The 26,530-nt window shown below is 72.6% G+C and carries 25 protein-coding genes and 3 pseudogenes; 11 read left to right on the forward strand and 17 right to left on the reverse strand.

Features of this window, described 5'->3' with window-relative positions:
- Positions 1-62: 62 nt before the first annotated feature.
- Together ABZ172_RS00220 and ABZ172_RS00225 are read right to left on the reverse strand one after the other, a co-directional pair.
- Complete coding sequence (locus ABZ172_RS00220) at positions 63-326, reverse strand: Txe/YoeB family addiction module toxin (protein WP_185301023.1); 264 nt, start codon at positions 324-326, stop codon at positions 63-65.
- Positions 323-604, reverse strand: coding sequence for a type II toxin-antitoxin system prevent-host-death family antitoxin (locus ABZ172_RS00225; protein WP_356878475.1), 282 nt, complete (start codon positions 602-604; stop codon positions 323-325). The genes ABZ172_RS00220 and ABZ172_RS00225 overlap by 4 nt, the downstream gene beginning before the upstream one ends.
- 227 nt (positions 605-831) lie before the next feature.
- On the opposite strand from ABZ172_RS00225, the pseudogene ABZ172_RS00230 reads away from it, so the two are divergent.
- The 3 pseudogenes from ABZ172_RS00230 to ABZ172_RS00240 all read left to right on the forward strand — a co-directional run.
- Positions 832-1,229: pseudogene (locus ABZ172_RS00230) on the forward strand (PIN domain-containing protein).
- Positions 1,230-1,465: 236 nt separating this feature from the next.
- Positions 1,466-1,630 (forward strand): annotated as a pseudogene (locus ABZ172_RS00235) (peptidoglycan-binding protein); the annotation flags it as partial.
- Positions 1,631-1,808: 178 nt separating this feature from the next.
- Positions 1,809-2,030: pseudogene (locus ABZ172_RS00240) on the forward strand (LuxR C-terminal-related transcriptional regulator); the annotation flags it as partial.
- Between the two features lie 117 nt (positions 2,031-2,147).
- Here the strand turns inward: ABZ172_RS00240 and ABZ172_RS00245 are convergent.
- The gene (locus tag ABZ172_RS00245; RefSeq protein ID WP_356878477.1) at positions 2,148-3,086 is read right to left on the reverse strand and encodes a helix-turn-helix domain-containing protein; all 939 of its coding nucleotides are present in this window, start codon (positions 3,084-3,086) and stop codon (positions 2,148-2,150) included.
- A 240-nt stretch (positions 3,087-3,326) separates the two neighbouring features.
- Between ABZ172_RS00245 and ABZ172_RS00250 the strand changes: the two genes are divergently transcribed.
- The 4 genes from ABZ172_RS00250 (at position 3,327) to ABZ172_RS00265 (ending at position 6,209) form a co-directional block, all read left to right on the forward strand.
- Entirely contained in the window at positions 3,327-4,004 is a 678-nt protein-coding gene (locus tag ABZ172_RS00250; RefSeq protein ID WP_356878479.1) for a DJ-1/PfpI family protein, read from the forward strand.
- Positions 4,005-4,068: 64 nt separating this feature from the next.
- The gene (locus ABZ172_RS00255; RefSeq protein WP_356878481.1) at positions 4,069-4,395 is read left to right on the forward strand and encodes a hypothetical protein; all 327 of its coding nucleotides are present in this window, start codon (positions 4,069-4,071) and stop codon (positions 4,393-4,395) included.
- Positions 4,392-4,859, forward strand: coding sequence for a hypothetical protein (locus ABZ172_RS00260; RefSeq protein WP_356878483.1), 468 nt, complete (start codon positions 4,392-4,394; stop codon positions 4,857-4,859). The genes ABZ172_RS00255 and ABZ172_RS00260 overlap by 4 nt, the downstream gene beginning before the upstream one ends.
- An 81-nt stretch (positions 4,860-4,940) precedes the next feature.
- The gene (locus tag ABZ172_RS00265) at positions 4,941-6,209 is read left to right on the forward strand and encodes an MFS transporter (protein ID WP_356878485.1); all 1,269 of its coding nucleotides are present in this window, start codon (positions 4,941-4,943) and stop codon (positions 6,207-6,209) included.
- Between the two features lie 93 nt (positions 6,210-6,302).
- Here the strand turns inward: ABZ172_RS00265 and ABZ172_RS00270 are convergent, their stop codons facing one another.
- From ABZ172_RS00270 to ABZ172_RS00285, 4 genes are all read right to left on the reverse strand, one after another.
- Entirely contained in the window at positions 6,303-7,100 is a 798-nt protein-coding gene (locus ABZ172_RS00270; protein WP_356878487.1) for a VOC family protein, read from the reverse strand.
- A 113-nt stretch (positions 7,101-7,213) separates the two neighbouring features.
- Positions 7,214-8,602: a BTAD domain-containing putative transcriptional regulator gene (locus ABZ172_RS00275; RefSeq protein ID WP_356878489.1), complete on the reverse strand. Its 1,389-nt coding sequence runs from the start codon at positions 8,600-8,602 to the stop codon at positions 7,214-7,216.
- 293 nt (positions 8,603-8,895) lie between these two features.
- Positions 8,896-10,362: an acyl-CoA synthetase gene (locus ABZ172_RS00280; RefSeq protein ID WP_356878491.1), complete on the reverse strand. Its 1,467-nt coding sequence runs from the start codon at positions 10,360-10,362 to the stop codon at positions 8,896-8,898.
- A 177-nt stretch (positions 10,363-10,539) separates the two neighbouring features.
- Positions 10,540-11,679 (reverse strand): NarK/NasA family nitrate transporter, encoded by a 1,140-nt coding sequence (locus ABZ172_RS00285; RefSeq protein WP_356878882.1) that lies wholly within the window; start codon positions 11,677-11,679, stop codon positions 10,540-10,542.
- Between the two features lie 244 nt (positions 11,680-11,923).
- Here ABZ172_RS00285 and ABZ172_RS00290 point away from each other — a divergent pair, with 244 nt between their 5' ends.
- Complete coding sequence (locus ABZ172_RS00290; protein WP_356878493.1) at positions 11,924-12,355, forward strand: Lrp/AsnC family transcriptional regulator; 432 nt, start codon at positions 11,924-11,926, stop codon at positions 12,353-12,355.
- Here ABZ172_RS00290 and ABZ172_RS00295 read toward each other — a convergent pair.
- The 3 genes from ABZ172_RS00295 to ABZ172_RS00305 all read right to left on the reverse strand — a co-directional run bounded on the left by ABZ172_RS00295 (position 12,333) and on the right by ABZ172_RS00305 (position 15,609).
- Positions 12,333-13,838, reverse strand: coding sequence for a GAF domain-containing protein (locus tag ABZ172_RS00295; RefSeq protein WP_356878495.1), 1,506 nt, complete (start codon positions 13,836-13,838; stop codon positions 12,333-12,335). The two genes, ABZ172_RS00290 and ABZ172_RS00295, sit on opposite strands and share 23 nt — an antisense overlap.
- A gap of 18 nt (positions 13,839-13,856) precedes the next feature.
- Positions 13,857-14,894: a rod shape-determining protein gene (locus ABZ172_RS00300; protein ID WP_356878497.1), complete on the reverse strand. Its 1,038-nt coding sequence runs from the start codon at positions 14,892-14,894 to the stop codon at positions 13,857-13,859.
- 133 nt (positions 14,895-15,027) lie between these two features.
- A complete protein-coding gene (locus tag ABZ172_RS00305; RefSeq protein WP_356878499.1) occupies positions 15,028-15,609 on the reverse strand; it encodes a hypothetical protein in 582 nt (193 codons plus the stop codon).
- A 113-nt stretch (positions 15,610-15,722) separates the two neighbouring features.
- On the opposite strand from ABZ172_RS00305, the gene ABZ172_RS00310 reads away from it, so the two are divergent.
- Complete coding sequence (locus ABZ172_RS00310; RefSeq protein ID WP_356878501.1) at positions 15,723-16,436, forward strand: hypothetical protein; 714 nt, start codon at positions 15,723-15,725, stop codon at positions 16,434-16,436.
- Between the two features lie 242 nt (positions 16,437-16,678).
- On the opposite strand, the gene ABZ172_RS00315 is transcribed toward ABZ172_RS00310, so the two are convergent.
- Complete coding sequence (locus tag ABZ172_RS00315; RefSeq protein WP_356878503.1) at positions 16,679-17,113, reverse strand: MarR family transcriptional regulator; 435 nt, start codon at positions 17,111-17,113, stop codon at positions 16,679-16,681.
- 110 nt (positions 17,114-17,223) lie between these two features.
- On the opposite strand from ABZ172_RS00315, the gene ABZ172_RS00320 reads away from it, so the two are divergent.
- Positions 17,224-18,243, forward strand: a complete 1,020-nt coding sequence (locus ABZ172_RS00320) for an NADP-dependent oxidoreductase (protein ID WP_356878505.1) — start codon at positions 17,224-17,226, stop codon at positions 18,241-18,243.
- Between the two features lie 177 nt (positions 18,244-18,420).
- Positions 18,421-18,849: an organic hydroperoxide resistance protein gene (locus ABZ172_RS00325; protein ID WP_356878507.1), complete on the forward strand. Its 429-nt coding sequence runs from the start codon at positions 18,421-18,423 to the stop codon at positions 18,847-18,849.
- Positions 18,850-19,145: 296 nt separating this feature from the next.
- Here ABZ172_RS00325 and mmsB read toward each other — a convergent pair whose 3' ends face one another.
- The 6 genes from mmsB to ABZ172_RS00355 all read right to left on the reverse strand — a co-directional run bounded on the left by mmsB (position 19,146) and on the right by ABZ172_RS00355 (position 26,413).
- Positions 19,146-20,390: a multiple monosaccharide ABC transporter permease gene (gene mmsB, locus ABZ172_RS00330; protein ID WP_356878509.1), complete on the reverse strand. Its 1,245-nt coding sequence runs from the start codon at positions 20,388-20,390 to the stop codon at positions 19,146-19,148.
- Positions 20,387-21,937, reverse strand: coding sequence for a multiple monosaccharide ABC transporter ATP-binding protein (gene mmsA, locus ABZ172_RS00335; RefSeq protein WP_356878511.1), 1,551 nt, complete (start codon positions 21,935-21,937; stop codon positions 20,387-20,389). The genes mmsB and mmsA overlap by 4 nt, the downstream gene beginning before the upstream one ends.
- Before the next feature lie 32 nt (positions 21,938-21,969).
- The gene (chvE, locus tag ABZ172_RS00340; RefSeq protein ID WP_356878513.1) at positions 21,970-23,079 is read right to left on the reverse strand and encodes a multiple monosaccharide ABC transporter substrate-binding protein; all 1,110 of its coding nucleotides are present in this window, start codon (positions 23,077-23,079) and stop codon (positions 21,970-21,972) included.
- Positions 23,080-23,199: 120 nt separating this feature from the next.
- Complete coding sequence (locus ABZ172_RS00345) at positions 23,200-24,174, reverse strand: hypothetical protein (RefSeq protein WP_356878515.1); 975 nt, start codon at positions 24,172-24,174, stop codon at positions 23,200-23,202.
- A gap of 68 nt (positions 24,175-24,242) precedes the next feature.
- Positions 24,243-25,262 carry an alcohol dehydrogenase catalytic domain-containing protein gene (locus tag ABZ172_RS00350; RefSeq protein ID WP_356878517.1) on the reverse strand — a complete coding sequence of 340 codons (1,020 nt, stop codon included), beginning with the start codon at positions 25,260-25,262 and terminating at the stop codon, positions 24,243-24,245.
- Positions 25,259-26,413: a mandelate racemase/muconate lactonizing enzyme family protein gene (locus ABZ172_RS00355; RefSeq protein ID WP_356878519.1), complete on the reverse strand. Its 1,155-nt coding sequence runs from the start codon at positions 26,411-26,413 to the stop codon at positions 25,259-25,261. The genes ABZ172_RS00350 and ABZ172_RS00355 overlap by 4 nt, the downstream gene beginning before the upstream one ends.
- Positions 26,414-26,530: the final 117 nt, after the last annotated feature.

Here is a 26,530-nt window from a genome sequence, read left to right on the forward strand (position 1 = left end):
TCAAGTCCCGGTCTCCAGGTGTCCACGATCAAGGGGAAGCTCCACGCGGGTGTGCGCCTGGTTCACCGTTCGTAGTGGAAGCGGCACGCCACCACGTGGATGATCGCGTTCTCATCGATGCGGTACACCAGTCGGTGTTCGGAGTTGATACGCCGCGACCAGTAGCCGGAGAGGTCGTTCCGCAGTGGTTCGGGCTTGCCGATTCCTTCGTGGCCGCCCCGGTCGATGTCGGCGATCAGCTGGTTGATGCGCTTCAGTATTTTGCGGTCGTTCCCCTGCCACCACAGGTAATCGTTCCAGCCGTCGTCGACGAACAGCACCTTCACGTGGCGCCCCGCCCGGCCTCGTCATCGGGATCCACCAGCTCGCGAAGTGCGCCTTGGCCCGCCCGGTCCTGCTCGATGGACCTGCGCAGGCGCTCGGCCATCGCGGGCGACCGCAGCAGGTAGTCGGTCTCTTTCAGTGCCTCGTACTCGGCGAGCGAGACGACGACCATCGGCTCATGGCCGGTCCGGGTGATGACCAGCTCCTCGGCGTCGTTCTCCACCGCGTCGAGGGCGTCGGCGATGCCCGCGCGTAGCTCGGTGACACTCATCGTCTTCATGACGTACACGATAACGTACAGAGCGGATCTCTGTGCGACTGATCGCGCTCCGCCTCCGGACGGCCGTGCGGTTCACCCTTCGGTGGCATCGGGGTGCGGCAGAGCCCGTCGGGTGGCTCAGTTCGTGTGGTTACCTCGCCGTTTTCGCGGTCGGCCCCCTCCACGAGCGTGATCGTCGCGAACTCGGGAATGATCACTTACGGACGTGGTGGTAGCGGACTTCGCCTGTGCGGAGTTGGCGGCGGGCCCGGTTGGGCCGCGCGCTCCTCGACCCGCGCCTGCGTCCCTGGGAGGGGCACATCGCCGCCGGTGTGTTCCGTATCTGCGAGCCCACGAGGGCGGAATTCCTCTACTCGGCCACAAGCCCGGCTCATCGGGACGAGTTGGCCGGGAGGTGGGTGACCTCTGCCTCCTCGCCCCGGTTCCCACGAGTGCGTGGCGCTGGGTCGACACCGCGCAGTACAAGCTCACCCAGCGGGGGCAGTACCGTGCCGCTGGGGCCATCGACCTTCTGGTGTGTGCGACGGCGGTCCATCACGGTCACACGGTGCTTCATGTGGACAACGACTTCGCCACGGTGGGGACGGTTCTGAAGGAAGTGCAGCAGCGAGACGTACGCGCCTGACTCCCGGGCGTTGTACAGATCGAGAGGCTCACAGATGGGGTGCATCAATTCGGCGAGCTGGTCCTCCTGTATTTCGAGTACGTCGCGGCCCTCCAGTGGGTAGCGCTGCCTTCCGACCGGCGGGAGGGCAGTACCGGGGCCGGCGACCGGGTGACGGGCGCGCGTCGCGTTCAGTGCACCCGGTACCTCGCCGCCGCAGTCGGATGCGGCGGCGGCCGGACCGGTCAGGCGGTGCAGACAAGAAGAACACCACCACCACGGACTGGCCGTGGAAGCCGACCCAGTACACCGACCACAGCCGCGGCCACCAGTACATGGTCAACAGCAAGGAAACCCGCGGCGGTTACACCATCACCGTCGATCGCAACGCCTGGGACGCCCCGGTCGCGATCATCGGCTGAGGGGAAGGCGGTCGCTGACGGGCGTCAGGGGTGCGGGACCGGACGGTGCGCCGCAACCGGGCGAGGTCTGACGCCTTGGACGCGGGGGATCCACGCCCTGCACCGGCCGGAATCGAGATTCCGGCCGTTGCGTCCTCTTCCCCGGTCCCACGAGTGGGACCGGGGAAGAGGACAACGCGCCCCCGGCCTCCGCAGCAGCTCGGAGATCGCCCGCAGGCTGGGTGTCGGCGACGAGACGGTCAAGACGCACGTCTCGCGGATCCTGGCGAAGCTGGAACTGTGTGACCGCACCCAGGCCGTGGTGTACGCGGCCTCCCACAACCTGCTGCCGGCGTCCACCGCCGCCCGCGCGTGCGGCAGGGACGGCACGGCCGGGCAGAGCGGCCGCCGCCCCCGGTGATCCGGACGGCCCCGGGCGCGCCACAGCCCTACCCGTGACTCGCTCTCGCCGCCGGGCTGCGCCGCCTCCGCCGGGGCGGTGGCTGGTCCGGTGCCGGAGGGCCGATCCGTCGGGGTGTCAGCTGAACGTGCGGCGGTAGTGCTGCGGGCTGACGCCCGTCGTCCGCCTGAAGCGGTCGCGGAAGGCCGTCGGCGAGCCGAAACCCACCTGGGAGCCGATGCGTTCCACCGAGTGCCGGGTGGACTCCAGAAGGTGCTGCGCCCGGCGGATGCGGGCGCGGTGCAGCCACTGGAGAGGGGTGGAGCCCGTCTGTTCGCGGAAACGGCGGATCAGCGTCCTGGTGCTGACCCCGGCGTGCGCCGCGATGTCGGCGAGGGTGAGGTCGGCGGCGAGGTTCTCCCGGAGCCAGTCGAGCAGCGGTTCCAGGGTGCCGCCCCGGGGGGTGGGCACATGGTCGTGGACGATGAACTGCGCCTGCCCGCCCTCCCGTTCCAGCGGCATGACGGACAGCCGGGCCGCGTCGGCCGCCACGGCGGAACCGTAGTCCGTACGGATCATGTGCAGGCACAGGTCCAGTCCGGCGGCAGCCCCGGCCGAGGTGAGGATGCGGCCGTTGTCGACGTACAGCACATCGGGGTCGACCTCGACGTCCGGGTGGGCGGCGGCCAGCAGGTCGGCCGCGATCCAGTGCGTGGTGGCCCGCAGCCCGTCCAGGAGTCCCGTCGCGGCCAGCGGGAACGTGCCCGAGCAGATGGACGCGATGCGGGTGCCGGCCCGGGCGGCTGCCCGCAGTGCGTCGCGGACGGCGGTGCTGGGCGGGACCGTCGGGTCGGCGGTGCCGGGCACGATGATCGTGTCCGCGTCCGTGAGCCCGTCCAGGCCCCAGGGCGCGCGCAAAGTGAAGGCGCCCGCGTCGGTCTCCCGCTGCTCGGCGCAGACCCGGATCCGGTAGCCGGGGCGGCCGTCGGGGAGGCGGGTGCGGCTGAAGACCTCGATCGGGGTGGACAGGTCGAAGGGGATGACCTGGTCCAGCGCGAGGACGGCGACGGTGTGCATGGCGTAAACGTACGTGATCCCCGGATTTCCGCCAGGTCGTGGAGCCGCCGGAACGCAGACTCGGAACAGGTGACGTGGGGCGCGACGCGGCGGATCCGCCAGGTAGCACGACTCGTGAAGCCCCTGTCGCTATCCCGTTGACCTCTGGCATTTCTGCCTCTGGGAGGCGGGCGCGCAGCCGGTTAGCGTCGGGGGCGAACCCGGCGCGGACCGGGCCGCCCGAAGCTGAGGACCCACCCCATGCACGCCCAGATCGTCCTGTTCGACGGCTTCGACCCCCTCGACGTCGTGGCGCCGTACGAAGTCCTCCACGCGGGCGGTGCCGCCTCCGGCGGGCTGGTGACCGTGGAGCTCGTCTCCGCCGAGGGACCGCGCGAGGTGGTCAGCGGTACCGGGGGCCTGGCGCTGTGCGCGACGGCCGTCCTGGACCCCGCGCGGGCGGACCTGGTCCTCGTGCCCGGGGCCGCGGGCCGGGTCGGCGAACCGGACGGGGACCCCGGCGGCACGCCCGGTTCCGCGGACGCGTACATCCCCGTGCTGCTGGCCCGCACGCTCGACACCGGGCTGCCCGCACTGCTGAGGGCCGCCGTGGCCGACCCTGGGGTGACCGTCGCCGCGGTGTGCGGCGGCTCGCTCGTCCTGGCCATGGCCGGCCTCATCGAGGGCCGGCACGCCACCACCCACCACCTCGGTCTGGACCTGCTCGACGCCACCGGCGCCCACGCGGTGCGGGCGCGCGTCGTCGACGACGGCGACCTCGTCACCGGCGCCGGTGTCACCTCCGGACTCGACCTGGCCCTCCACCTCCTGGAGCGCGGGACCGGCCCGCGGATCGCCCACGCCGTCGAGGAACTGTTCGCCCACGAGCGGCGCGGCACCGTCTGGCGCGCCCAGGGACCGGCCGCCGCCGCCCTCTGAGGCGCACCACCGGCGCCCCGTCCCCTCACCCCACCTCGTCACACCTCACCGAAGGAAGCGGAACATGCCCGTCGAAGGCGTCTGGGACCTGTCGGTCTCCACTCCCGTCGGCCCGATCGGGGCCGTCGTCGAACTGCGCGAGGAGAACGGCCTCCTGCGCGGGGTCGCCCGCGGCGCGGGGGAGGAGGTCCCGCTCGACGACGTCGCCCTCGACGGCTCGCTGCTCACCTGGCGGCAGGCCGTCACGAAGCCCCTGCGCCTGAACCTGGCCTTCTCCGTGACCGTCGCCGGCGACACCCTGACCGGCACCTCCAGGGCCGGACGGCTGCCGGCCTCCCGGGTCACCGGCCGTCGCCGGGCCCTCCCGGCCGGCGGGGAGCCCCGCCGATGACGAAGGTCTTCCTCTCCCTGCACGTCCTGGCCGCCGTCCTCGCCATCGGCCCGGTCACCGTCGCCGCGAGCATGTTCCCCCGGGCCCTGCGCACGGCGCACGGCGGACCCGGCGACGCGGACGCCCTGTCCACGCTGCGTCTGCTGCACCGCATCTGCCGTGTCTACGGGGCCGTCGGCATCGCCGTACCCGTCTTCGGGTTCGCCACGGCCGGCAGCCTCGGCGTCCTCGGCAGCCCCTGGCTGATCACGTCGGTCGTCCTCACCGCGGCGGCCGCCGGCCTGCTGGTGCTGCGGATCCTCCCCGACCAGGACGCCGCCCTCACCGCCGTACAGGCCCCCGGGGCCGGCACCGCCGCCGCGGCCGCCGCCCGTCTGGCCGCGCTGACCGGGGTCTTCAACCTGCTGTGGGCCACGGTCACGGTCCTGATGGTCGTCCGTCCCGGCTCCACCACGGGGGCCTGACCGTGCGCCCGCGCCCTCTGCCCCGGACCGGCCGCCGACGGGCACCGCTTCCCCTCCCGGGCGCGGTCGTTACCATCCTGTGTGACCGAAACAGCCGAACCACGTGTACCCCGCACACGCATACTCGCCGACCTGACGCCCCTGCGTACGTCCCCCGACTACCGCCGGCTCTGGTTCGGGAACACCGTCTCCTGGATCGGGCAGGGCATGACGGCGCTGGCCGTCTCCCTCCAGGTCTACGACATCACCGGGTCCGCGTTCTCCGTCGGGCTGATCGGTCTCTGCTCGCTCGTCCCGCTGGTGCTCCTCGGGCTGTACAGCGGGGCGGTCGCCGACACCGTCGACCGGCGCAAGCTGGGCCTCTTCAGCGCCGCCGGATCGTTCCTGCTCTCCGTGGTGCTCGCCGTGGTGACCTTCGCCGGGGTCGAGCACGTGGGGCTCCTCTACGCCGTCGTCGCCCTCCAGGCGGTGTGCTTCGCCCTCAACTCCCCGGCCCGCAGCTCGATGATCGCGCGGCTGCTCCCGGCCGACCAGCTGCCCGCCGCCAACGCGCTCAACGCCATGACGTCCACCACGGGCGGTCTGGCCGGGCCGATGCTCGGCGGCCTCATCGTCGGCTGGTGGGGCTACCGCGCGGCGTACACCGTCGACGCCGTCACCTTCACCGCCTCGCTGTACGCGATGTGGCGGCTGCCCTCGATGCTCCCCGACCGGACGGGCGGGGAGCAGGGGGCGAAGCGCGCGTCGGTCCTGGACGGTCTGCGCTTCCTCGGCACCAGGCCCAATCTGCGGATGACCTTCTTCAGCGACCTGAGCGCCATGGTGCTGGCCCACCCGCGCGCCCTCTTCCCCGTGGTCGCCGTCGTCTGGTTCGGCGGGGACGCGAAGACCACCGGACTGCTGGTCGCCGCCCCGGCGCTGGGAGCCCTGCTCGGCAGCGTCTTCTCCGGCTGGCTGAGCCGCGTCCGGCGGCACGGGCTCGCGGTGCTGATCGCCGTGAGCGGCTGGGGCGGGGCCATCGCCGTGTTCGGGCTCACCCGGCAGCTCTGGCTCGGACTGGCCCTGCTCGCGCTCGCCGGGTGCGCGGACGCCATCTCGATGGTCTTCCGCAACACCATGCTCCAGGCGGCGGTCCCGGACGACATGCGGGGGCGGTTGCAGGGCGTGTTCATCGTCGTCGTCGCGGGCGGTCCCCGGCTCGGCGACCTCGTGGCCGGCTCCGTCGCCGACCTGACGTCCCCGGCCGTGGCGGTCACCGGCGGCGGTATCGCCTGCGTTCTGGTGGTGTGCCTGCTCGGGCTGCGCTGGCGCGGCTTCGCCCGGTACGACGCGCGCGACCCGCAGCCCTGAGACGGGCCGCCCGGTCGTCCGCGGGGGACCGGGCGGCGGCGCCGCCCACCCGGACCGCCGGGAACCGGTCCCGCGTCCTCCCGGGCGGCTCCGTCAGGCGACCTCGGTGAGCCCCGGCATCTCGCCCTCGGTCGTCGAGGGGTCGAACAGCGAGAACACCGCGCCCTGCGGATCGGTCAGCGACGCGAACCGGCCGAACGGGATCGTCATCGGCCCGAACCGGAGCTGCGCACCCAGCGACTTCGCCTTCTCCACCGCCGCGTCGCAGTCGGCGACGCCGAAGTAGACGTTGAGATGGGCTGGCACCTGCGGCGGGAACTCCTCGCCCATCTTCATCCGGCCGAGCACCGGGTCGGCGCCCAGGTCGTAGAGCGAGAAGTCGACCGAGGCGTCGTCCAGGTGCTTCACCCCGTACCCGAAGACCGCCCGGTAGAAGGTGTCCGCACGCTCCGGCTCCCGGGTGTAGATCTCGGCCCAGGCGAACGCGCCGGGCACCACCCGCGCCTCGAACCCCTGGTGGTCGCCCGCCTGCCACACCCCGAAGGCCGCCCCGCCGGGGTCGGTGGCCAGCACCATCGTCCCGAAGTCGCCGACCCGCATCGGCTCCACCAGCACCTCGCCCCCGTGCGCGCGGATCTTCGCGGCGGTGGCGGCGGCGTCCGGTGACGCGAGGTACAGGCACCAGGCGTTCGGCGCCTCCTGGCCCGGCATGGCGGGCGACAGTGCGGCAACGGCCTTGCCGTCCGCGTAGGCCTGCGTGTAGCCGCCGTACTCCGGCATCGAGTCGGCGAAGGTCCAGCCCAGCAGCTCACCGTAGAAGCGCTTCGCCCTTTCGAGGTCGCCGAACGTACCGTCGGCCCAGCACGGCGTGCCCTCGGATTCTGCGGCCATGGTCCGGCCCCTTCCTCACTCGACGGGTGGTCCTCGTTTTCACGCTAGCCAACCCTCGTCCGGGTGGCGCGTCGAAGGAGTCCGGCCCTCAGACGAGCCGGGCGGCCCAAAGGTCACGGCTCCCGGATGAGGGCGAGGCGTTCCCGTACGGCGTCGGCCTCCGGGTCCCGCAGCGCGTCGAAGATCGCGGCCGCGCGGTGCCAGACTTCTTCGGCCTGCCGGGTGTCGCCCCTCGCCCTCAGCGTCTCACCGAGCCGGACCAGGGTCTCCGCCTCGTGGTAGCGGTCCGCCGAGGCCCGGAACAGGGCGACGGCCTCCTCGTAGCTGGCGACCGCGTGATCGTGACGGGCCAGATGGTGATACGCGAAGCCGAGGCTGTCCAAGGTGGCGGCCTGGCCGTTGCGGTCACCTGCGTGGCGCTGCCGTTCGAGGGCCTGGGAACAGCTGTCGATGGCCTGTTCGTAGTCTCCCTCCGTGGCGTGCAGCCACCCGATCGCGTTCAGGGTGCGGGCCTCACCGTCCCGGTTGCCGGACAGCCGGTACAGACGCAGTGCCTCGTCGCCGTGCCGCAGCGCCTCCGCCGGCCGGCCGGCCATGTAACAGAGTTCGATGTAGTTGTGCAGGGTCTGAGCCTGGCCGGTGGCGTCGCCCAGGTCTGCGTACAGGGCGAGGGAACGGCGTAACCGGCTCTCCGCCGCACCGAGATCCCCGAGACGGGAGTCGGCACGGGCGAGCAGGCGGCAGGCGATCGCCTGGCCTGGCACGAGAGCGGTCTTGCCGACGCCGGCCATTCCGGAGACCGCGGTGATCACCGCGGTCCCCGGACCGCCGGGCCGGCTGCCCAGACTGGAGTCGAGCGCGGCGATCTCGGCGTCACGGCCGACGAATCCGGCTGTGACGGGCGGAAGCTGCCTGGGCCTGGGGACGACCGGTGCGAGCGTGGCCGGTGCGGGCACCGGGCGCTGACCGAGGATGTGCTGGTGCAGGCTGTTCAGGTCGGGGCCCGGTTCGAGACCGGTCTCCCGGACCAGCACCTCGCGTGCCCGGCGGTGGGCCTCCAGCGCTCCCGCCACGTCGCCGCCCCGGAAGAGGCCCTGCATCAGATGGAGCCAGGCGCCCTGCCGCAGCGGACGGCGCTCGACCAGCCCCCGCATGCGGAGGACCGCCTCCGGACAGCGGTCCTCCGCGATCAGGGCCTGTGCGTAGTCCTCCTCGGCGTGCCAGCGGCGCTCCTCCAGCCGGCCCGCCCAGCGGTCGAGCGCGTCCGGCAGCGGCAGCCCTTCGAGGAACGTCCCACGCCACAGGCTCAGCGCCCGGTCCAGTTCCTCGCACGCTCGGGCCGGATCGCCCAGGGCCAGAGCCCGTCGGCCGTCGGCCGCCGCCTCTTCGAAGAGGTCGACGTCCCGCTGTCCCGGCCCGACCCGGAGCAGGTAGCCGCCCGGTGTGCGCGGGATCCCGTCCCAGGGGGCGCCGTCGCCCAGGGAGATCCGCAGACCGCGCACATAGGTCCTGAGGTTCGCGGCGGCGGAGGCCGGCGGGTCGTCGCCCCAGAGAGCCGCGACGAGGACCCCGGTCGGTACCGTCTCGGACGGACGCCGGAGCAGGGCTGCCAGCAGCAGGCGCTGTTTGGCGGAGCCGAGGCCGACGTGTCCGCCGTCGCGGGAGACCTCCAGCGGGGGCCGAGAAGAGCGGGCCCGTCCGAGCTCCGGACGGGCCCTGTGGGGCGTTCCGTCGGCCGGCCTCGACCCGCCCGGGCCACCCCGAGCCCCACCAGGTCCTGCGGGCGCACCCGGTGTCAGCCGCCGAGCGATCTCTTCATGATCTTGCCCAGGTCGTTGCGGGGCAGCGCGTCGAGGTACCGGACCAGGCGCGGACGCTTGTGCGGCGCCAGCAGCCCCGCCACGTGGTCGGCCAGCTCCCGCTCACCGGGGGGTGACGCCGGGTCGTCCGGCACCACCCAGGCGACGATCCGCTCGCCGAGGTCCGCGTCCGGTTCGCCGGTGACGGCCGCCTCCCGCACGCCGGGATGCTCCAGCAGGGCGTTCTCGATCTCGCCCGCGCCGATCTTGTAACCGCCGCTCTTGACGATGTCGGTGGCCTTGCGGCCGACGATCCTGACGTAGCCGTCGGGGTCGACCGTGGCCATGTCGCCGGTGCGGAAGAAGCCGTCCCCGGTGAAGGCCGCCGCGGTCGCGTCCGGCCGGTTCAGGTAGCCGGTGAAGAGGTTCGGGCCGCGCACCTGGATCTCGCCGATGGCCGCCGGATCGTCGAGCACGCTGCCGTCCTCCTCGACGAGTCTGAGCTCGACCCCCGGCAGCGGCGGCCCGACCGTCCCGGCCCGCGGTGCGCCGTCGGCCCGTACGCCCGTGTTCATCAGGGTCTCCGTCATCCCGTACCGCTCGACGACCCCGCGCCCGGTGGCCGCGACGATCCGTTCGTGGTCGTGGACGGGGAGGGCCGCCGAGCCGGAGACCAGCAGCCGGGCGCCCGCCAGCGCCTCCGCGAGGTCCCCCGGGCCGTCCGTGCCGGTCAGCGCGCCGGCCAGCCGGTGGTACATCGTCGGCACGCCGAACAGCATCGTCCCCCCGGCGAGCAGTTCCCGGGCCACCCCTTCGACGGAGAACGAGCCGAGGTGACGCACCGAGCCGCCCCGGCGCAGCGGGCCGAGGACGCCCAGGACCAGTCCGTGCACGTGGAACAGCGGCAGGGCGTGGACGAGGACGTCCTCACCGGTCCACGACCAGGCGTCCTCCAGTGCGTCCAGTGACGCGGCGATGGCCCGGCGGGGCAGGACGGCCCCCTTGGGCGGGCCCGTCGTGCCGGAGGTGTAGACGATCAGGGCGGGGGACTCCGCGGCGGGCTCCGGCGGTTCGGCCGCGGCCGGGCCGCCCGCCGGAGCCGTCGTGGAGACGTCCAGCCGCTCCAGGCCGTCCAGCGCGGACGGCAGTGCGTCGCCCGCCCCGGCCAGTACGACGGACGGCGCGCTGTCCGCGACGATGTGCGCGAGCTCCCGCCCGCCGGTCCTCGGGTTCAGCGGTACGGCGGGCACCCCCGCCCGGAGCGCCGCCACGACGGCCACGACGGTCTCGGGGGTGGACGTGGCCCAGACGGCGACCCGCCCCGCGCCCGCGATCCGTGCGGCGACGGAGGCGGACGCCTCGGCCACCTGTGCGTAGGTCAGGACGTGCCGGCCGAACCGGACGGCCTCGGGGGAGTCCGTCCGGCCGGACGCTCCGCGCAGCGCGGGCAGAAGAGAGGTCACCCCGCGAGCCTAAGGGCTGCCCCGCGGGACCCGTCCGGACCCGGCCAGCCCGAGGGTGGTTCGTGGGCCCCGTCCGGACCCGGCCAACCCGAGGGCGGCCCGTGGCACCCGTCCGTACTCCGCCTCCGCGAGCCCGAGGGCTGTCCCGCCCCCCGTCCGGACCCGGCCAACCCGAGGTCAGCCGTCGCGTCCGGCGTTCCGCATCCGGCCGAAGGCGTACACCGCGCCCGCCAGGGCCAGGTCCGAGAGCAGCATGAAGCCGATCGAGTAGGAGCCCTTCGCGCTGTAGATCGCGCCCATGACCAGCGGCGGCACGAATCCGCCGAGCCCGCCCATCGCGCCGACGATGCCGGTCACGCTGCCCACCTTCTCCTGCGGTGTCACCTGGGAGACCAGGGCGAAGACGCTGCCGCTCGCGGTGCCGAGCCCCGCCGCCATGCAGAGCAGCGCGATCGTGCCGAGCGGGCTCAGCGGCGGGTCGAAGGCCTGGACGATCGCCATCAGCGCCGCGAGGAGCAGCGCCCCGGCCGTGACCAGGGCGGGGTGGATCCGGTCCGACAGCCAGCCGCCGACCGGCCGGAAGACGACCGTGACCAGGGCGAACCCCGCCGCCTTGGTGCCCGCCTCGGTCGGCGACATCGCGTACCAGGTCTTCAGATACGTCGGCAGGTACACGCCGAAGGCGACGATCCCGCCGAACCCGATCGCGTACAGCGCGGCCAGTTCCCACGTCACCCGCAGCCGGGCCGCCTGCTTCAGCCGGCGGACCGGCGACTCCGTGGGCGCGGTGCGGTCCGGATGGTCGCTGATCAGGAACACGGCCAGGAGCGAGTACACCAGCAGCGCGCCGGCGACGATCAGGAACGGGAGGTTCGCGCTGTGCTCGGCGATCCGCGGGGTGAAGAAGCCGGACAGCGCGACGCCGCCCATGCCCATGCCGAACACCCCGAGGGCGAACCCGCGTCTCGCCGGCGGGAACCACGCGTTGACCAGGGGGATGCCGATCGCGAACGTCGTCCCGCCGAGGCCGAGCAGGAAGCCGACCGCCAGCATCGCCCCGAAGCTGTTCCTCGCCGGGATGAGCAGCAGCACGGGGACCACCGTCAGCGCCGAGACCACGGGGAACATCCGCCTGGCCCCGAATCTGTCGGTCAGCGCACCCGCCGGGATGCGGCCGAGCGAGCCGACGAGCACGGGCACCGCCACCAGCAGCGACTGCTGGAAGGAGCTGAGGCCGAGCCGGTCCTTGAAGTCGCCCGACAGCGGCGAGATCAGGTTCCACGCCCAGAAGGTGAGGGCGAAACCGATCGTCGCCATGATCAGGTTCCGGTAGGCGGCGGACTGCGACCGGTCCGGCTGCTTCCGGTCCGGGACGGGGGCCTTCTCGACGCGTGTGTTCACCTCGCAAGTCAAGGCGGACCGGAAGGGCGGGGCACGGCGGATTGGGCCATTAGGGGAGCCCGGCGCACGCCGGGCGCCCCTTGGGCGGACGGCCCCAGGACCCCGCTCCGGGGAGCCGCCCGGACGCCGTTTTCCGGCCCGGGCTGGGAGAATCGGGTGCATGGACCGGTTGGACAGAGAGATCCTCGGCATCCTCCAGGAGGACGCGCGGATCTCGTACCGTGATCTGGGCGTACGCGTCGGGCTCAGCGCCAACGCGGCGGGGGACCGGGTGCGCCGCATGCGTCGCGACGGGGTGATCCGTGGCTTCACGGTCATCGTCGACCCCGCCGCCGACACCCGTTCGGGCCTCGTCGTCTTCATCGACGTGTCGCTGCGCCTCGACACGACGAACGAGGAGTTCGAACGCTCGGTGCTGACCCTGCCGGGCATCACCGAGGTGGTGCACCTGACGGGCGGCCACGACTACCTCGTCCGCGCCACGGCGGCCGACCCCGGCTCCCTGGACTCCCTGCTGCGACGCCTGAAGAAGGACGCGGGCGTGGCGCACTCCGTCACCCGGATCGCCCTCAGAGCGGCGCCTGCCAGATGACCGTCGGCGTCCGGCCGCCGTCCTCGGCGCGCCCGTCGTCGGCGACCACGAGCCGCACCGCCGCACGCCCGTCGGGCAGCCGCGCCGTCGCGTCCACCTCCACCTCGACGGCCGACACCTCCGTCCGCCGGTGCACCGCGGCGAGCGCCCCGCGCAGCACGTCCAGCAGCTCGCCGTCCACCGGCTCCGTCACCAGGGCGTCCACCGCCCCGGTGAACTGCACCGACGGCTGGAAGCCGAGCACCGCCGCCGCACCGCCCGTCTCCCTGAGGACCCGGCCGCGGAAGGTCGCGGGGGCCTCGGCCGGCGGCTGCTGGAGCGCGAAGATCGCGGTCCTGACCTCCTGGATCGTGGAGTCCAGCTCGTCCACCGCCTTCGCCAGCAGCTCGGCGGTCTCGGTGTCCCCGGCCAGGTCGCCGCGGCGCGTCGACTCCAGCATCATCTCCGTCGCGAAGAGCCGCTGTACGACGAGGTCGTGCAGGTCACGGGCGATGCGGTCGCGGTCCTCGTAGACCGCGAGCTGCTCCCGGTAGTGCTGCGCGTCGGCCATCACCAGGGCCAGCGCGGCCTGGGAGGCGAACTGTGAGGCGAGCAGCCGGTCCATCGCGGTGTACGGCTCGCCGTCGCGTCTGCGGGGCAGCGCGAGCGTGCCGATGAGCCGGCCCCCGCTCTGCAGCGGCAGCATCATGCTGGGGCCGAACCGGGAGCGCACCGGGGTCGTCATCCGTTCGTCCGTCGCCGAGTCCTCGATGAAGACCTCCTCGCCGCCCAGCAGCTGGACGAGGACGGGGGAGCCGGGCTCGATGGCCGTCCCCACCAGGCCGGCCGGGTCGTCCAGGGTGGAGGCGGCGACGATCTCCATCCCGCCGTCCGCGGTCGGCAGGAGGATCACCCCGGCCGCCGCGCCCGCCAGCACCCTGGCCCGCTCGGCGACGGTCGTCAGGGCGTCCGTCGGACCCGCCCCGGTCAGCAGCGCCCGGGTCACCGCCGCCGCACCCTCGATCCACTGCTCCCGCTGCCTCGACGCCTCGTACAGGTGGGCCCCGCCGATCGCCGCCGCCGCCTGGGAGGAGAGCAGCCGCAGCAGCGCCAGCTCGGTGTCGGTGAAGCGGCCCGGCTCCTCCGCGGTGAGGCAGAGGCTGCCGAGCACCTCGGTGTGCACCCGGACGGGGGCGCCCAGGAAGGAGCGCACCGGCAGGTGCGGGGCCGGCACCTCGCGGGGGTCCGGCCCTGCCGCCAGATCGTCCACCCGCACGGCCTGCGCGTCGTCCACGAGCGTCCCGAGGACCCCGGTGCGCCCGTCCAGGAGCGGGCCCTCGGCGCGGCGTTCCTCGTCGGACAGGCCGGAGGTGAACAGGTCGGTGACCCGGCGCTCCTCCCCGTGGAAGAGGGCCAGGGCGCCGTAGCGCGCCCCGGCCAGCGCCGTGGCGGTGTCCACGAGGTGCTGGAGGGTGGTCCGCAGGTCGAGGCCCGTCCCTGACACCGGTGAGCCCTCCCCTCCTCAGCCCGCGAGCGGGGCGAGGGCGAGCGGCTGGACCGTGCCGTCCAGCATCGCGCCCAGTCCCAGCACCGAGCAGACGTCGGGCCGTTCGGCGATGCTCACCGGCACGCCCGTCGCCTCGCGCAGCATCTGGTCCAGCCCCGGCAGGAGGGCGCTCCCGCCGACCATCATGATGCCGGACTCCGCGATGTCGGCCACCAGGTCGGGCGGGCAGTCGCGCAGCACCCGGCCCAGCCCGTCGAGCACGGCGGTGAGCGGGGTGTGGATCGCCTGGCGCACGGCGGCGGTGTCCACCTGCACCGAACGCGCCAGGCCGGTGGCCACGTCACGGCCGTGGATCTCCGTCACCGCCGGCCCGTCCAGCATGAGGCCGTTGCCCCGCAGCGCCAGCTGCAGGGGGCGCACCGACTGGCTGGGCAGCATCAGCTGATGGTGCTGGCGCAGGTGCTGGATGACCGCGTTGTCGATGGCCTCCCCGCCGATCGGGATGCGTACGGCGGTCACGATCGAGCCGAGCGAGAGCACCGCGATCTGGGTGGTCGCCGCCCCGCACACCATGATCATGGTGGCGGTCGGCTGCTCGACCGGGAGCCCGCAGCCGAGGGCCGCCGCGATCAGGGTGTCGACCAGCTCCACCCGCCGGGCACCGAGCCCCACGAGGGTCTCCACGGTCGCCCGCTGGGCCAGCGGATCGGCGTCGTGCGGGGTGCAGGCGGCGGCCCGCAGCCGGGGCTTGCGGCGCAGCTGCCGCCGGAGCTTCTCCCCGAGCAGATGGCGCAGCATGCGCTGGGCCATGTCGATGTCGACGACGGTCCCGCCGGAGACCGGGCGGGCCACCCGGATGTAGGCGGGGGTGCGGCCGGTCATCTGTTCGGCGAGGGCGCCGACCGCGATGAGCGAGCCGGTGCGGGTGTTCACGGCGGCGACGCTGGGCTCGTCGACCACGAGCCCCACCCCCTTGACGTACACACGGGTCCGCGCGGCCCCGAGGTCGACGGCGATGTGGCAACGGCGCAACTGTTCGAGACTGACGGTCACGGCGAGGTCTCCCGAGAGCGCTGGCGGCGGGCACCGGCGGCAGCCGGTCCTCCTGGCATCGTCACGCGGCGGCGGGGCGGGCGCGCGCTGGGTGAGCCGTAGGGGGGAACGGGAGCTGACGGCGCGACAGATCTCAGGCGGAGCCCGGCAGCAGTCGCTGCAACAGCCCCCAGGTGAACTCGGCGACGTACGGCCGGCCGTCGCCCGGGTCGGTGAAGGCGAGCGCCCAGCGGGTCGGCGCGCTGCCCTCCAGGGGGCGCACCGGGGCGAAGGCCCTGGCCACCTCGTCCACGGTGCAGGACCACGGGTCGAGGCCGGCGGCGGTGCGCGGCTCGGGACCCGTCGCACCGGGGGCGCGGACCAGCCACGCGTTCCACACGGCGCCGCCCGGGCCCGCCGTCACCTCGAAGCGCAGGTCGGGCCAGAGCGGCAGCGGCCACAGCAGCGCCTCGCACTCCAGGTCGCCGACCACGCGGCGCACCGACGACTCGGGCTCGCCCAGGACCGAGCGGTAGCGGCTCGACGCCCCCCGGCCGCGCGGCGCGCGCGTCATGGCCTGCCAGCGGCGGTTCGCCTCCCGCATCTCGGCCGGTGACACACCGAGTGCGCGACGCGCCTCGTCGACCAGGTCCGGCCGGTGGTCGGCCATCCGCCGCAGCAGGACGAGCTGGAACTGGAGCGGCCCGAACGGGGCGGGAGCGTTCATGGGACCCATCCTGCCGCCCGCACGCGCGGGGCGGGGTGCGCGCCGGAGTGCCGGGTTCCACACAGGATCCTCACCTGCGTGCCTTCCTGCGGCGTTCTCCCTCCGTCTAGTCTGCGGGCGCCATGGATTACTGCCACCCCTGCCGACGGCACCTCAACGGGGCGCTGGCCTGCGCCGGTTGCGGGACCCCCGTCGACGCGCTCGTCCCCTACGCCGTCGCCGGATCCGGCCCCGACGAGCGGCCCGCCGGCGAGGCCCCGGAGCCCTCCGGGGCTCCCGGCCACCGCCGCCGTGCCCGGGGCGCCTCCCGCCGGCGCGGCCGCCCCACGCACCGCAGACGCGGCCGCACCCTGCTCCTGACGGCGGTGGGCGTGGTCCTGGCCCTGGGGGCGCTCAGCCTGGCCGAGCTGGCCATGGAGCCCGGGGGCGGCAGCGGCGCCTCGGAGTACGTGAGCGAGGGGAAGTCCTCCGCCGCGGGCCCCGCGCCGTCCGCCTCGTCGGACGCGGAGCCGGGGGAGGCCGGTGCCGGTCCGGTGGACACCCCCACCACGGTGCCGGGCACCGGCTCGCCCTCCGCGACGGCCACGGACGAGCCCGGCGACGAACCCTCCGACGAGGGCGCCACGGACACCCCGCAGACCACCGGCCCCGCGGAGACCCCGTCCTCCGGCTCCGCCTCCGCGCCGGCTCCCTCCGATCCGGAGACGACCGGGTCCCCGGACGAGCCGTCGGACCCGGGCACGCCCTCGCAGGAGCCGACGCAGCCGGAGCCCACCGAGGAGCCCGCCCCCAGCCCGTCGCCCACCGAGAGCTGCTCCTGGTGGATCTTCTGCTGACGCGGACCGGCTCCCGGCGGGCGTCCCGCGCTCCCCGGTGGTCGCCCTGCGCTCCCCGGTGGGCGGACGGCGACGGCCGCGGAGCCCTGCCGCGCGGCGGGCACCCCCGGACCCGTCCCGTGTGCGTGCGGCCCGCCGGTGGCTCGCTCCCCGTCGCCGTCGAGGCCGGCGCCCGTCCCGTGCGCCGGCGGCCCGCCGCGTCCGGGGCCGCCCGCTGATCCGCCGGGGCCGCCGGGCAGCCCTCAGGCGGCGTCCTCGCCGAGCATCCGGCGCAGCAGGTCCCGCAGCACCGTGCGCTCCGCCTCCGACAGCTCCGCGAGCGGCTCCCGGGCGAAGTCCAGGGCGTCGCGCAGCTGCTCCGCCGTCCGGACGCCCTCCTCGGTCGGGGCGGCGAGCTTCACCCGCCGGTCGGCCGGGTCCGGGCGGCGTTCCACCAGGCCGCGGAGCTCCAGCCGGTCGACTATGCCGGTGATGTTGGACGGCTCGCACTTCAGCTTCCGGGCGACCTTGCGCATCGGCATCGGTTCCAGTGAGAGCAGCCCGAGCACCCTGGCCTGCGCGCCGGTCAGCGCGTGGGTGGCCGCGGCCCGGTCGTACTCCTCGTGGTAGCGCGCCACGACGCCGCCGATGAGCTGGATGACGTCGAGGGTGAGCGGATCGGTGCGCGAGGTGGCCATGACACCCAGGGTACCCAATTACTTGACAAGGTGAAATATCTGGGCGCATGGTTGTTTCATGTACTGAAGCTTTTCGCTTCCCCGTACGACACCGAGGAGAACCCGAGCTCATGTCCGCACTTCCCACGTCCGGCCGCGCATGGCACCTCGTCGCCCGCCCGCACGGCTGGCCCGAGCCGACGGACTTCGCCCTGCGCGAGGCTCCGGTGACCGCTCCCGGTGAGGGCCGCGTCCTGGTCCGCAACCTCCACTTCTCGGTCGACCCCTACATGCGCGGCCGGATGAACGACGTGAAGTCGTACACCCCGCCCTTCAAGCTCGACCACCCCATGGACGGCGGCGCGGTCGGCGAGGTCATCGCGTCGAACGCCGAGGGCTTCGCCGTGGGCGACCACGTCCTGCACGGTCTCGGCTGGCGCGAGTACGCCGACGTCCCGGCCAAGCACGCGGTCAAGGTCGACGCCTCGCTGGCCCCGCTGTCCGCCTACCTCGGCGTGCTCGGCATGACCGGGCTCACCGCCTACGCCGGCCTCTTCGACGTCGCCTCCTTCAAGGAGGGCGACGCGGTCTTCGTCTCCGGTGCCGCCGGTGCGGTCGGCAGCCAGGTCGGCCAGATGGCGAAGCTCAGGGGAGCCTCCCGGGTCATCGGCTCGGCCGGCTCCGACGAGAAGGTCAAGCTCCTCGTCGAGGAGTACGGCTTCGACGCGGCCTTCAACTACAAGAACGGCCCGGTCCGCCAGCAGCTCGCCGAGGCCGCCCCCGACGGCATCGACGTCTACTTCGACAACGTCGGCGGGGAGCACCTGGAGGCCGCGATCTCCTCGATGAACCTCCACGGCCGCGCCACCATCTGCGGCATGATCGCCCAGTACAACGCCACGGAGCCCACCCCGGGCCCGCGCAACCTGGCGCTCGTCATCGGCAAGCGGCTGCGCCTGCAGGGCATGCTCGTCGGCGACCACGCCGCGCTCCAGCCGCAGTTCGTCCAGGACGTGGCCGGCTGGCTGGCCTCCGGCGAGCTCAAGTACCGCGAGACCACGGTCCAGGGCATCGAGCACGGGTACGACGCCTTCGTCGGGCTGCTGCGCGGCGAGAACACCGGCAAGATGATCGTCTCGCTGGACGCCTGACGCCTGACGCCTGACGCCGGGCCCCCGCGCCCGACGGCCGCCACCGTCCGGCCCGGGGCCCGCTGGCCGGCGTCCGGTGCCCGCCACCCGGCGTCCGGCGGGCACCCGTTAGGCTCGGCGCAGGCCGTCGCGGCCACGGGCGCGAGCCGCGGCGCACCAGCAGGAGGAATCACCGCTATGACCATTCAGCACATAGACGTGGCCTACACCGCCGTCGCCACCGCGGAGAACGGCCGTGACGGCCGTGTCTCCACCGACGACGGCAAGCTCGACGTCGTCGTCAACCCGCCGAAGGAGATGGGCGGCAGCGGCGCGGGGACCAACCCCGAGCAGCTCTTCGCGGCCGGCTACAGCGCCTGCTTCCAGGGCGCGCTCGGCGTGGTCGCCCGTCAGGAGAAGGCCGACATCACCGGTTCGACGGTGACCGCCGCGGTCTCCATCGGCAAGACCGAGGCGGGCGGCTTCGGCCTGGAGGTCGCGATCAGCGCCTCCATCCCGAACGTCGACCCGGCCACCGCCCAGGCGCTCATCGAGAAGGCGCACCAGGTGTGCCCCTACTCGAACGCCACCCGGGGCAACGTCAAGGTCGAGCTGTCGGCCGGCTGAGTCCGGGCTCCTCGCACACGTCCGAGGGCCGCATCCCGTCACCGGGGTGCGGCCCTCGGGTGTGTGCGCACCCGCAACGGCGCCGACCCGGATACCTCCGTCGAGCGTCCCGGCGACCTGCGGCCCACGGGGTGCCCGGGACCCGGCGGGCCGGCTGAGCACGGGGCGGCGGATCTGCCGGCCCGGTCACGACGGACGGTGCCCTCTCCCCGGTCTCGGCCGTCCTGGCCGGGGGAGAGGGCACCGTCCGTGTGCCGGAGTGCCGGAGTGCCGGAGTGCCGGCGGGGGACCGGGTGCTACGAGCCGACCCGGCGCTTGTTCCACACGTCGAAGCCGACCGCCGCCAGCAGCACGAAGCCCTTGATGACCTGCTGGTAGTCGGTACCGATGCCCACGAGGTTCATCCCGTTGTTCAGTACACCCAGGACCAGCCCGCCGACGATCGCGCCGAGGACCGTGCCGACGCCGCCGCTCATCGACGCGCCGCCGATGAACGAGGCGGCGATGGCCTCCAGTTCGAAGTTGAGACCCGCCTTGGGCGAAGCCGCGTTGAAGCGGGCGGCGAAGACCAGACCGGCCAGCGCCGCGAGCATGCCCATGTTCAGGAAGACCAGGAAGGTGACCTTCTTGTCCTTCACCCCCGACAGCTTCGCCGCAGGCAGGTTGCCGCCGATGGCGTAGATGTGGCGGCCGATGATCGCGTTCCGCATCAGGTAGCCGAAGCCGACGACCAGCACGCCGAGGATGAGCAGCACGACCGGGGCGCCCTTGTAGCTCGCCAGCAGCAGGGTGACCACGAGGACGGCCGCGACCAGGGCGACCAGCTTCAGCAGGAACAGCTTGGCCGGCAGCACCTCCAGGGCGAACTCCTGCTGCCGCTTGCGGTCCCGCACCTCCTGGAAGACCACGAAGGCGATCAGGGCGAAGCCCAGCAGCAGCGTCAGGTTGTGGTAGTTCGTGTCGGGGCCGACCTCGGGCAGGAAGCCGTTGGCTATCTTCTGGAGCTCCTTCGGGAAGGGGCCCAGGGTCTGGCCCTTCAGGAAGATCTCCGTCAGCCCGCGGAAGAGCAGCATGCCCGCCAGGGTCACGATGAACGACGGGATGCCGAGGTAGGCGATGAAGAAGCCCTGCACCGAGCCCGCGACGGCGCCGATGGCCAGGCACAGCACCACCGCGAGCGGCCAGGGGAGGTCGTGCTCGACCATCAGCACGGCGGCCATGGCACCGATGAACGCGGTCAGCGAACCGACCGAGAGATCGATGTGGCCCGCGATGATGACGAGCATCATGCCGATCGCGAGGATCAGGATGTAGCTGTTCTGCAGCACCAGGTTGGAGACGTTGCGCGGCAGCAGCAGGTCGCCGTCCGACCACACGGCGAACAGCACCACGATCAGGCCGAGGGCCATCAGCATGCCGTACTGGCGCATGTTGCGGCGCATGCCCTCCAGCATCAGCCGCAGCAGCCCGCCCGCCGGGGCCGCCGCTCCCTTGCCGGGCGGCGCGGGGGCCGGCTTCGGGTCGGTCACGTCCGTGCTCATCGGGTTACCTCTTTGTCCTTCGTCATCTGGCGCATCAGCGCTTCCTGCGACGCCTCGGCCCGCGAGAACTCACCCGTCAGCCGCCCCGCGGCCATCGTGTAGATGCGGTCGCACATGCCGAGCAGCTCCGGCAGTTCGGAGGATATGAAGACGACCGCCTTGCCCTGGGCGGCCAGTTGGTCGATGACCGTGTAGATCTCGTACTTGGCGCCCACGTCGATACCGCGCGTGGGCTCGTCCAGGATCAGCACCTCGGGACCGGCGAAGATCCACTTGCTGAGGACGACCTTCTGCTGGTTGCCGCCGGACAGCTTCCCCACCGGTTCGAAGACCGTCGGCGCCTTGATGTTCATGGAGGTGCGGAAGTTCTCGGCGACCTGCCGCTCCCCGTGCTCGTCGACCACGCCCCGCCGTGCGACCTTGCCCAGCGCGGTCAGCGAGATGTTGCGGTTGATGGTGTCGATGAGGTTGAGGCCGTAGTGCTTGCGGTCCTCGGTGGCGTAGGCGATGCCGTGCGCGACCGCCTCCGGGACCGACTTCGTACGGATCTCGGTGCCGTCCTTGAGGACGGTGCCGCCCGCGTACCTGCCGTAGGAGCGGCCGAAGACGCTCATCGCCAGCTCGGTGCGGCCGGCGCCCATGAGCCCGGCGAGCCCGACGATCTCGCCGCGCCGCACCTCGATCGACACGTCGTCCACGACCTTGCGCTGCTGGTCGATGGGGTGGTGCACGGTCCAGTTGCGGATCTCCAGGGCGGGTGCCGCACCCTCCTCCGGATGGTGCGGGGTCCGGTCGGGGAAGCGGTTCTCCAGGTCCCGGCCGACCATGCCGCTGATGATCCGGTCCTCGGTCGTCTCCGCCGCCTTCACGTCGAGCGTCTCGATGGAGCGCCCGTCGCGGATGATCGTGACCGAGTCGGCGACCCGGCGGATCTCGTTCAGCTTGTGCGAGATGATGATCGAGGTGATGCCCTGTTCCTTCAACGACAGGATCAGGTCGAGGAGTTTGCCGCTGTCCTCGTCGTTGAGCGCCGCCGTCGGCTCGTCGAGGATGAGCAGCTTCACTTTCTTCGACAGCGCCTTGGCGATCTCCACCAGCTGCTGCTTGCCCACGCCGATGTCGGCGACGCGGGTCTCCGGGTGCTCGTCGAGGCCTACCCGGCGCAGCAGTTCACCGGCGTGCCGGAGGGTGTCGTTCCAGTTGATGAGCCCGCGCCGGGCGTGCTCGTTGCCGAGGAAGATGTTCTCCGCGATGGAGAGGTAGGGCACCAGCGCCAGCTCCTGGTGGATGATCACGATGCCGTGCTGCTCGCTGGCCCTGATGTCCTTGAACCGGCAGGTCTCGCTCTCGAAGAGGACGTCCCCCTCGTAGCTGCCGTGCGGATGGACGCCGGAGAGGACCTTCATCAGGGTCGACTTGCCGGCGCCGTTCTCCCCGCAGATGGCGTGGACCTCGCCCTGCCGGACGGTCAGTGAGACGTCCGAAAGCGCTTTGACACCGGGGAAGGTCTTGACGATCGAGCGCATTTCCAGGACGGGTCCCGCCATGGTCTTGCCTTCCAATCCTTGAGGGAGCCCGGTTACTTGAGGTCGTTCTCGGTGTAGTAGCCGTCGTCGACGAGGGCCTTCTTGTAGTTGGACTTGTCGACGCTGACCGGCTGCAGCAGGTAGGCGGGGACGACCTTGACACCGTTGTCGTAGGACTTGGTGTCGTTGACCTCCGGCTTCTTGTCGTTCAGGGCGGCGTCCACCATGTTCGACGCGACCTTCGCGAGCTTGCGCAGGTCCTTGTAGACGGTCTGCGTCTGGTCACCCGCGATGATCGACTTCACGGAGGCGAGCTCGGCGTCCTGGCCGGTGACGACGGGCATCGGCTTGGCCCCGGTGCCGTAGCCGTCCGACTTCAGGGCGGAGAGGATGCCGATGGAGATGCCGTCGTAGGGGGAGAGCACGGCGTCGACCTGGGCGCTGCGGTAGCTGGACGTCAGCAGGTCGTCCATGCGCTTCTGGGCGGTGCCGCCGTCCCAGCGCAGGGTGGTGACCTGGTTGAGGGCGGTCTGCTTGGACCGGACGACGAGCTCGCCCTTGTCGATGTAGGGCTTGAGGACGTTCATCGCGCCCTGGAAGAAGTACTTGGTGTTGTTGTCGTCGTTGGAGCCGGCGAACAGCTCGATGCTGAAGGGGCCCTTCTCGCCGTCCGTCAGGCCCAGCTTGTCGACGATGTACGTGCCCTGGAGCTCGCCGACCTTCTCGTTGTCGAACGAGGCGTAGTAGTCGACGTTCTCCGTGCCGAGGATCAGCCGGTCGTAGGAGATCACCGGGATGTCGGCGTCCTTGGCCTGCTGGAGCACGTTGTCGAGGGACTTGTTGTCGATCGCGGCGACGATCAGGGCGTCGACGCCCTGGGTGATCATGTTCTCGATCTGCGAGACCTGCTGGTCCGGGTCGTCCTCGCCGTAGACGAGCTTGGTCTTGTAGCCCTTCGACTTCAGTTCCTTCACGACGTTGGCGCCGTCGGATATCCAGCGCTCGGAGGACTTGGTCGGCATCGCGACGCCGATCGTGGCGCCTTCGGCGCCGCCCTTCTTCTCCTCGCCGCCACCCTCGCTGTTCTGGCCGCAGGCGGTCAGCGCGAGGGCCAGCGAGGCGGTGGAGGCGAGTGCGGCGAGTGCGGCTCTGCGGTTGCGCATGGTCATCATCCTTGATGTGGGTCAGAGCTCGGTCCGGCCGAGCCGGAACGCTGAGGAAGGATCAGGTGTGTGGGATTGTGCGCGGCTGTGTCTTCTTTTGGGGAGAGTGTTTCCGGAACGTTATGACGAGATGCCGAACCGGTGGAGCGGGCCGGGCAGTCGGCTGCCGAGAGCGGCCATCCCCCCGTCCGCCCCGTGCCGTGCGAGCAGGTCCAGCGCGAGCCGTCCGCGCCGCACCCGCTCCCTCGCGGTGGACAGCGCCGTCTCCCGCAGGTGCCGGCCGTACGGGTAGATCCCCGGCGACCTGGAGAGCCCGAACTTCAGGTACAACGGGGCGCCGCGCCGGATCAGTTCGGCGACCTCGTACATCCGTACATAGCCGCCGAGATCGTCCGGGGCCTCGATGTAGAGGTCCATCGGCGCCCCCGACACCCGGCGGATCTCCGTGAGATGGGCGAGCGTCAGGTCGGACGGGATGTTGATCGAGTCGGCGCCCAGCTGCTCGAACACGGCGAACGAGGCGGGGTTCACCGGCCCGATCAGCGCCGACACCTTGAAGGTGGTGTCCGCGGGCAGGACACCCTGCGCGCGCAGCCGGTGCAGGGTCCACAGCACCCCCTCGTCGGCCACCAGCAGGCACCGCACGCCGAGCCCGGTGGCGCGCAGGGCGTCCTCGACGCAGCCGGCCAGGGCGTCGTGGCCGCGGGAGCGCAGCCCGGCGCCGCCGGAGTCCGTACGGACCGACGCACCGGTGTCCCAGGTGCCGCGCGGACCGGTGAACAGGCAGAGCTCGACGTCCCGTTCGGCGCAGCCCTGCACCATCTCGGTGATCTCCGCGTCCGTCAGCATCCAGACGCCGCTGCCCTGGCTGATGCGGTGGACCGGGACGTCGAGCCGTGCGGACTCCTCCAGCACCACCCCGAGGGCCTCCGGGCTCTCCACGGACGGCACCTCGGTGCGCCAGCTCCCCCCGTCCGGGAAGGAGTGCGGCGAGGCGTCCGCCGGGGACAGGGGGGCCGGGCCGAGGCCGAGCGCGGTGAGGGCCGTGCCGCCGGGGCGTCGGGCGCCGGGGGACGGGGCAGGGGCGTCGTTCACGACTGGTCCTTCATGTTCGTTGGTTCGGACGGAGTTCGGATCTGTGCGGGTGCGCCGGCAGGCGCCCGTCACGGCCGCAGGAGCACCTTCCCGGTCCCCGGGTCACCGGACCCCACGAGCGCCACCGCGTCGGCGAACCGCTCCAGCGGGAACTCGTGGGTGACCAGCGGCGCCGGATCGAGCAGCCCGGCCGTGAAGGCCCGCACCGCGTACGACCAGGCCGACGAGGGCGCTCCGAAGACGCTGCGCACGGTGAGCTGGCTCAGGGACAGGTGCACGGGGTCGATGCCCACGGCCCCCGGGGTGAACATCCCGGTCAGCACCACCCGCCCGCCGCGGCGCGCCAGCAGGCACGCGTCGGCCGCGGTGGACGGCGCTCCGGCGGTCTCCACGACCAGGTCGTAGCGGCCCCGCACCTCCTCGGACTCCTCGGGCACCCGGGCCTCGGCCGCGCCGAAGTCCAGGGCCTGGCGGGCCCGTCGCTCCCTCGGGTCGATCACGGTGAGCTCCGCGGGCGACACCGCCGCCAGCAGCTGCACCGCGAGCAGGCCGAGCGTGCCCGCCCCCAGGACGGCGATCCGCTCACCCGGCTCGGGAGCCCCGGCGCGCACCGCCGCGGCGATCACCGCGGCCGGCTCCAGCAGGGCTGCGGCCCGCAGGTCGGCGTCGTCGGCCAGCGGGTGCAGCAGCCGTGCCGGGACCACCAGGTGGTCGGCGAACGCGCCGGGCCGGGTGAAGCCCGTCTCGTCGTAGCCCGCCGTGCACAGGGAGGTCTCGCCGCACCGGCACCGCTCGCAGCGTCCGCAGGCCCGGAAGCCCTCGGCGACCGTGCGCCGTCCGGTCAGCGCGGGGTCGACGCCCGCGCCCACCGCGTCCACGGTGCCCGCCCACTCGTGCCCCGGCACCACCGGGTAGCGCACGTAGGCCGGGTCGCGGTGGCCGTCGTACACCTCGCGGTCGCTCATGCAGATCCCGGCGGCGGCGACCCGCACCCGGACCTCGCCGGGGCCCGGCTCCGGCGGCGGGCCCTCGGCCAGCCGGTGGCTGCCCGGCCGGTCCACAGTCAACGTACGCGAGACGGCGCTCACTTGGGCTGCCTCTTCTCCCAGCCGTCCGCCCACAGGTCGAACCGCGCCTGCTGCTGCGGGAACTCCGCCGCCGCGTCCACGTCCAGCTCCACGCCGAGCCCCGGTGCGTCGGAGAGCTCGAAGCAGCCGGTGGCCGGGTCCACGGCCGGGGCGCCCTTGACGACCTTCTTGATGTCCGCGTCCGCGAAGTCGTTGAAGTGCTCAAGGATCTTGAAGTTGGGGGTGCACCCGGCGACCTGGAGGCTCGCGGCGGTCAGCACCGAACCGCCCACGTTGTGCGGGGCGATCAGCGTGTAGTGGGTCTCCGCGGTCGCCGCCAGCTTGCGGGTCTCCAGGATGCCGCCGATGTGGCCGACGTCCGGCTGGATGATGTCGGCGGCCTGCGACTCGAAGAGCTCGCGGAACTCGATCCGGTCGTGGATGCGCTCACCCGTCGCGATCGGCAGGTCGACCTTCTCCGCGACCTTGCTCAGCGCCTTGAGGTTCTCCGGCGGCACCGGCTCCTCCAGCCAGGCCGGCGCGAAGGGCGCCATCTCGCGGGCGATCCGCACCGCCGTCGACGGGCTGAACCGGCCGTGCATCTCCAGCATCAGCTCGGTGTCGGGGCCGATGGCGTCCCGCACCGCCTCGATCAGGGACACGGCGTAGCGCGTCTCCTCCTGGCCCAGCTCGAAGTGCCCGGTGCCGAAGGGGTCGATCTTCAGCGCGCGGTACCCCCGCTCGACGACCCCCCGCGCCGCCCGGTGGTACGCCTCCGGGGTGCGCTCGGTGGTGTACCAGCCGTTGGCGTAGGCCTTGACCCGGTCGGTCACCTTCCCGCCGAGCAGCTGCCAGACGGGCACGCCGAGCGCCTTGCCCATGATGTCCCAGCAGGCCATCTCGACGACCGCGATCCCGGACATCACGATCTCCCCGGCCCGCCCGTAGTCGCCGTACTTCATGCGCCGGACCAGGTCCTCGATCGCGAACGGGTCGGACCCCTCGACGTGGTTGACCGACGCCTCGCGCAGATAACCGAGCAGTGCGTCCGTGCGGCCCAGCATCCGGGTCTCGCCGACGCCGGTCAGGCCCTCGTCGGTGTGGACCTGGACGTAGGTGAGATTGCGCCACGGCGTGCCGACGACATGCGTGCTGATTCCGGTGATGCGCACGGGTGTTGCCTCTCCACGTGTTCGGTATTTCGTCACTCGTTCGAAATGCTGGCGTGACGTTAATGACGGGCCGGGGGACGTGTCAATGGGTCGCGGGGGACCGGTCGTTCCGGCCGG

Source organism: Streptomyces sp. NPDC006296 (assembly GCF_040613235.1).
Lineage (GTDB): Bacteria > Actinomycetota > Actinomycetes > Streptomycetales > Streptomycetaceae > Streptomyces.

What these genes read in the sequence shown, in the direction of transcription:
- ABZ172_RS00255 (WP_356878481.1), top strand. Translation starts at nt 4,069, where the DNA reads ATGCCCGTCGAAGGCGTCTGGGACCTGTCGGTCTCCACTCCCGTCGGC.
- ABZ172_RS00225 (WP_356878475.1), bottom strand. Translation starts at nt 604, where the DNA reads ATGAAGACGATGAGTGTCACCGAGCTACGCGCGGGCATCGCCGACGCC.
- ABZ172_RS00305 (WP_356878499.1), bottom strand. Translation starts at nt 15,609, where the DNA reads ATGGGTCCCATGAACGCTCCCGCCCCGTTCGGGCCGCTCCAGTTCCAG.
- ABZ172_RS00310 (WP_356878501.1), top strand. Translation starts at nt 15,723, where the DNA reads ATGGATTACTGCCACCCCTGCCGACGGCACCTCAACGGGGCGCTGGCC.
- ABZ172_RS00290 (WP_356878493.1), top strand. Translation starts at nt 11,924, where the DNA reads ATGGACCGGTTGGACAGAGAGATCCTCGGCATCCTCCAGGAGGACGCG.
- ABZ172_RS00325 (WP_356878507.1), top strand. Translation starts at nt 18,421, where the DNA reads ATGACCATTCAGCACATAGACGTGGCCTACACCGCCGTCGCCACCGCG.
- ABZ172_RS00270 (WP_356878487.1), bottom strand. Translation starts at nt 7,100, where the DNA reads ATGGCCGCAGAATCCGAGGGCACGCCGTGCTGGGCCGACGGTACGTTC.
- ABZ172_RS00245 (WP_356878477.1), bottom strand. Translation starts at nt 3,086, where the DNA reads ATGCACACCGTCGCCGTCCTCGCGCTGGACCAGGTCATCCCCTTCGAC.
- ABZ172_RS00260 (WP_356878483.1), top strand. Translation starts at nt 4,392, where the DNA reads ATGACGAAGGTCTTCCTCTCCCTGCACGTCCTGGCCGCCGTCCTCGCC.
- ABZ172_RS00320 (WP_356878505.1), top strand. Translation starts at nt 17,224, where the DNA reads ATGTCCGCACTTCCCACGTCCGGCCGCGCATGGCACCTCGTCGCCCGC.
- mmsA (WP_356878511.1), bottom strand. Translation starts at nt 21,937, where the DNA reads ATGGCGGGACCCGTCCTGGAAATGCGCTCGATCGTCAAGACCTTCCCC.
- ABZ172_RS00315 (WP_356878503.1), bottom strand. Translation starts at nt 17,113, where the DNA reads ATGGCCACCTCGCGCACCGATCCGCTCACCCTCGACGTCATCCAGCTC.
- chvE (WP_356878513.1), bottom strand. Translation starts at nt 23,079, where the DNA reads ATGCGCAACCGCAGAGCCGCACTCGCCGCACTCGCCTCCACCGCCTCG.
- mmsB (WP_356878509.1), bottom strand. Translation starts at nt 20,390, where the DNA reads ATGAGCACGGACGTGACCGACCCGAAGCCGGCCCCCGCGCCGCCCGGC.
- ABZ172_RS00285 (WP_356878882.1), bottom strand. Translation starts at nt 11,679, where the DNA reads ATGGCGACGATCGGTTTCGCCCTCACCTTCTGGGCGTGGAACCTGATC.
- ABZ172_RS00250 (WP_356878479.1), top strand. Translation starts at nt 3,327, where the DNA reads ATGCACGCCCAGATCGTCCTGTTCGACGGCTTCGACCCCCTCGACGTC.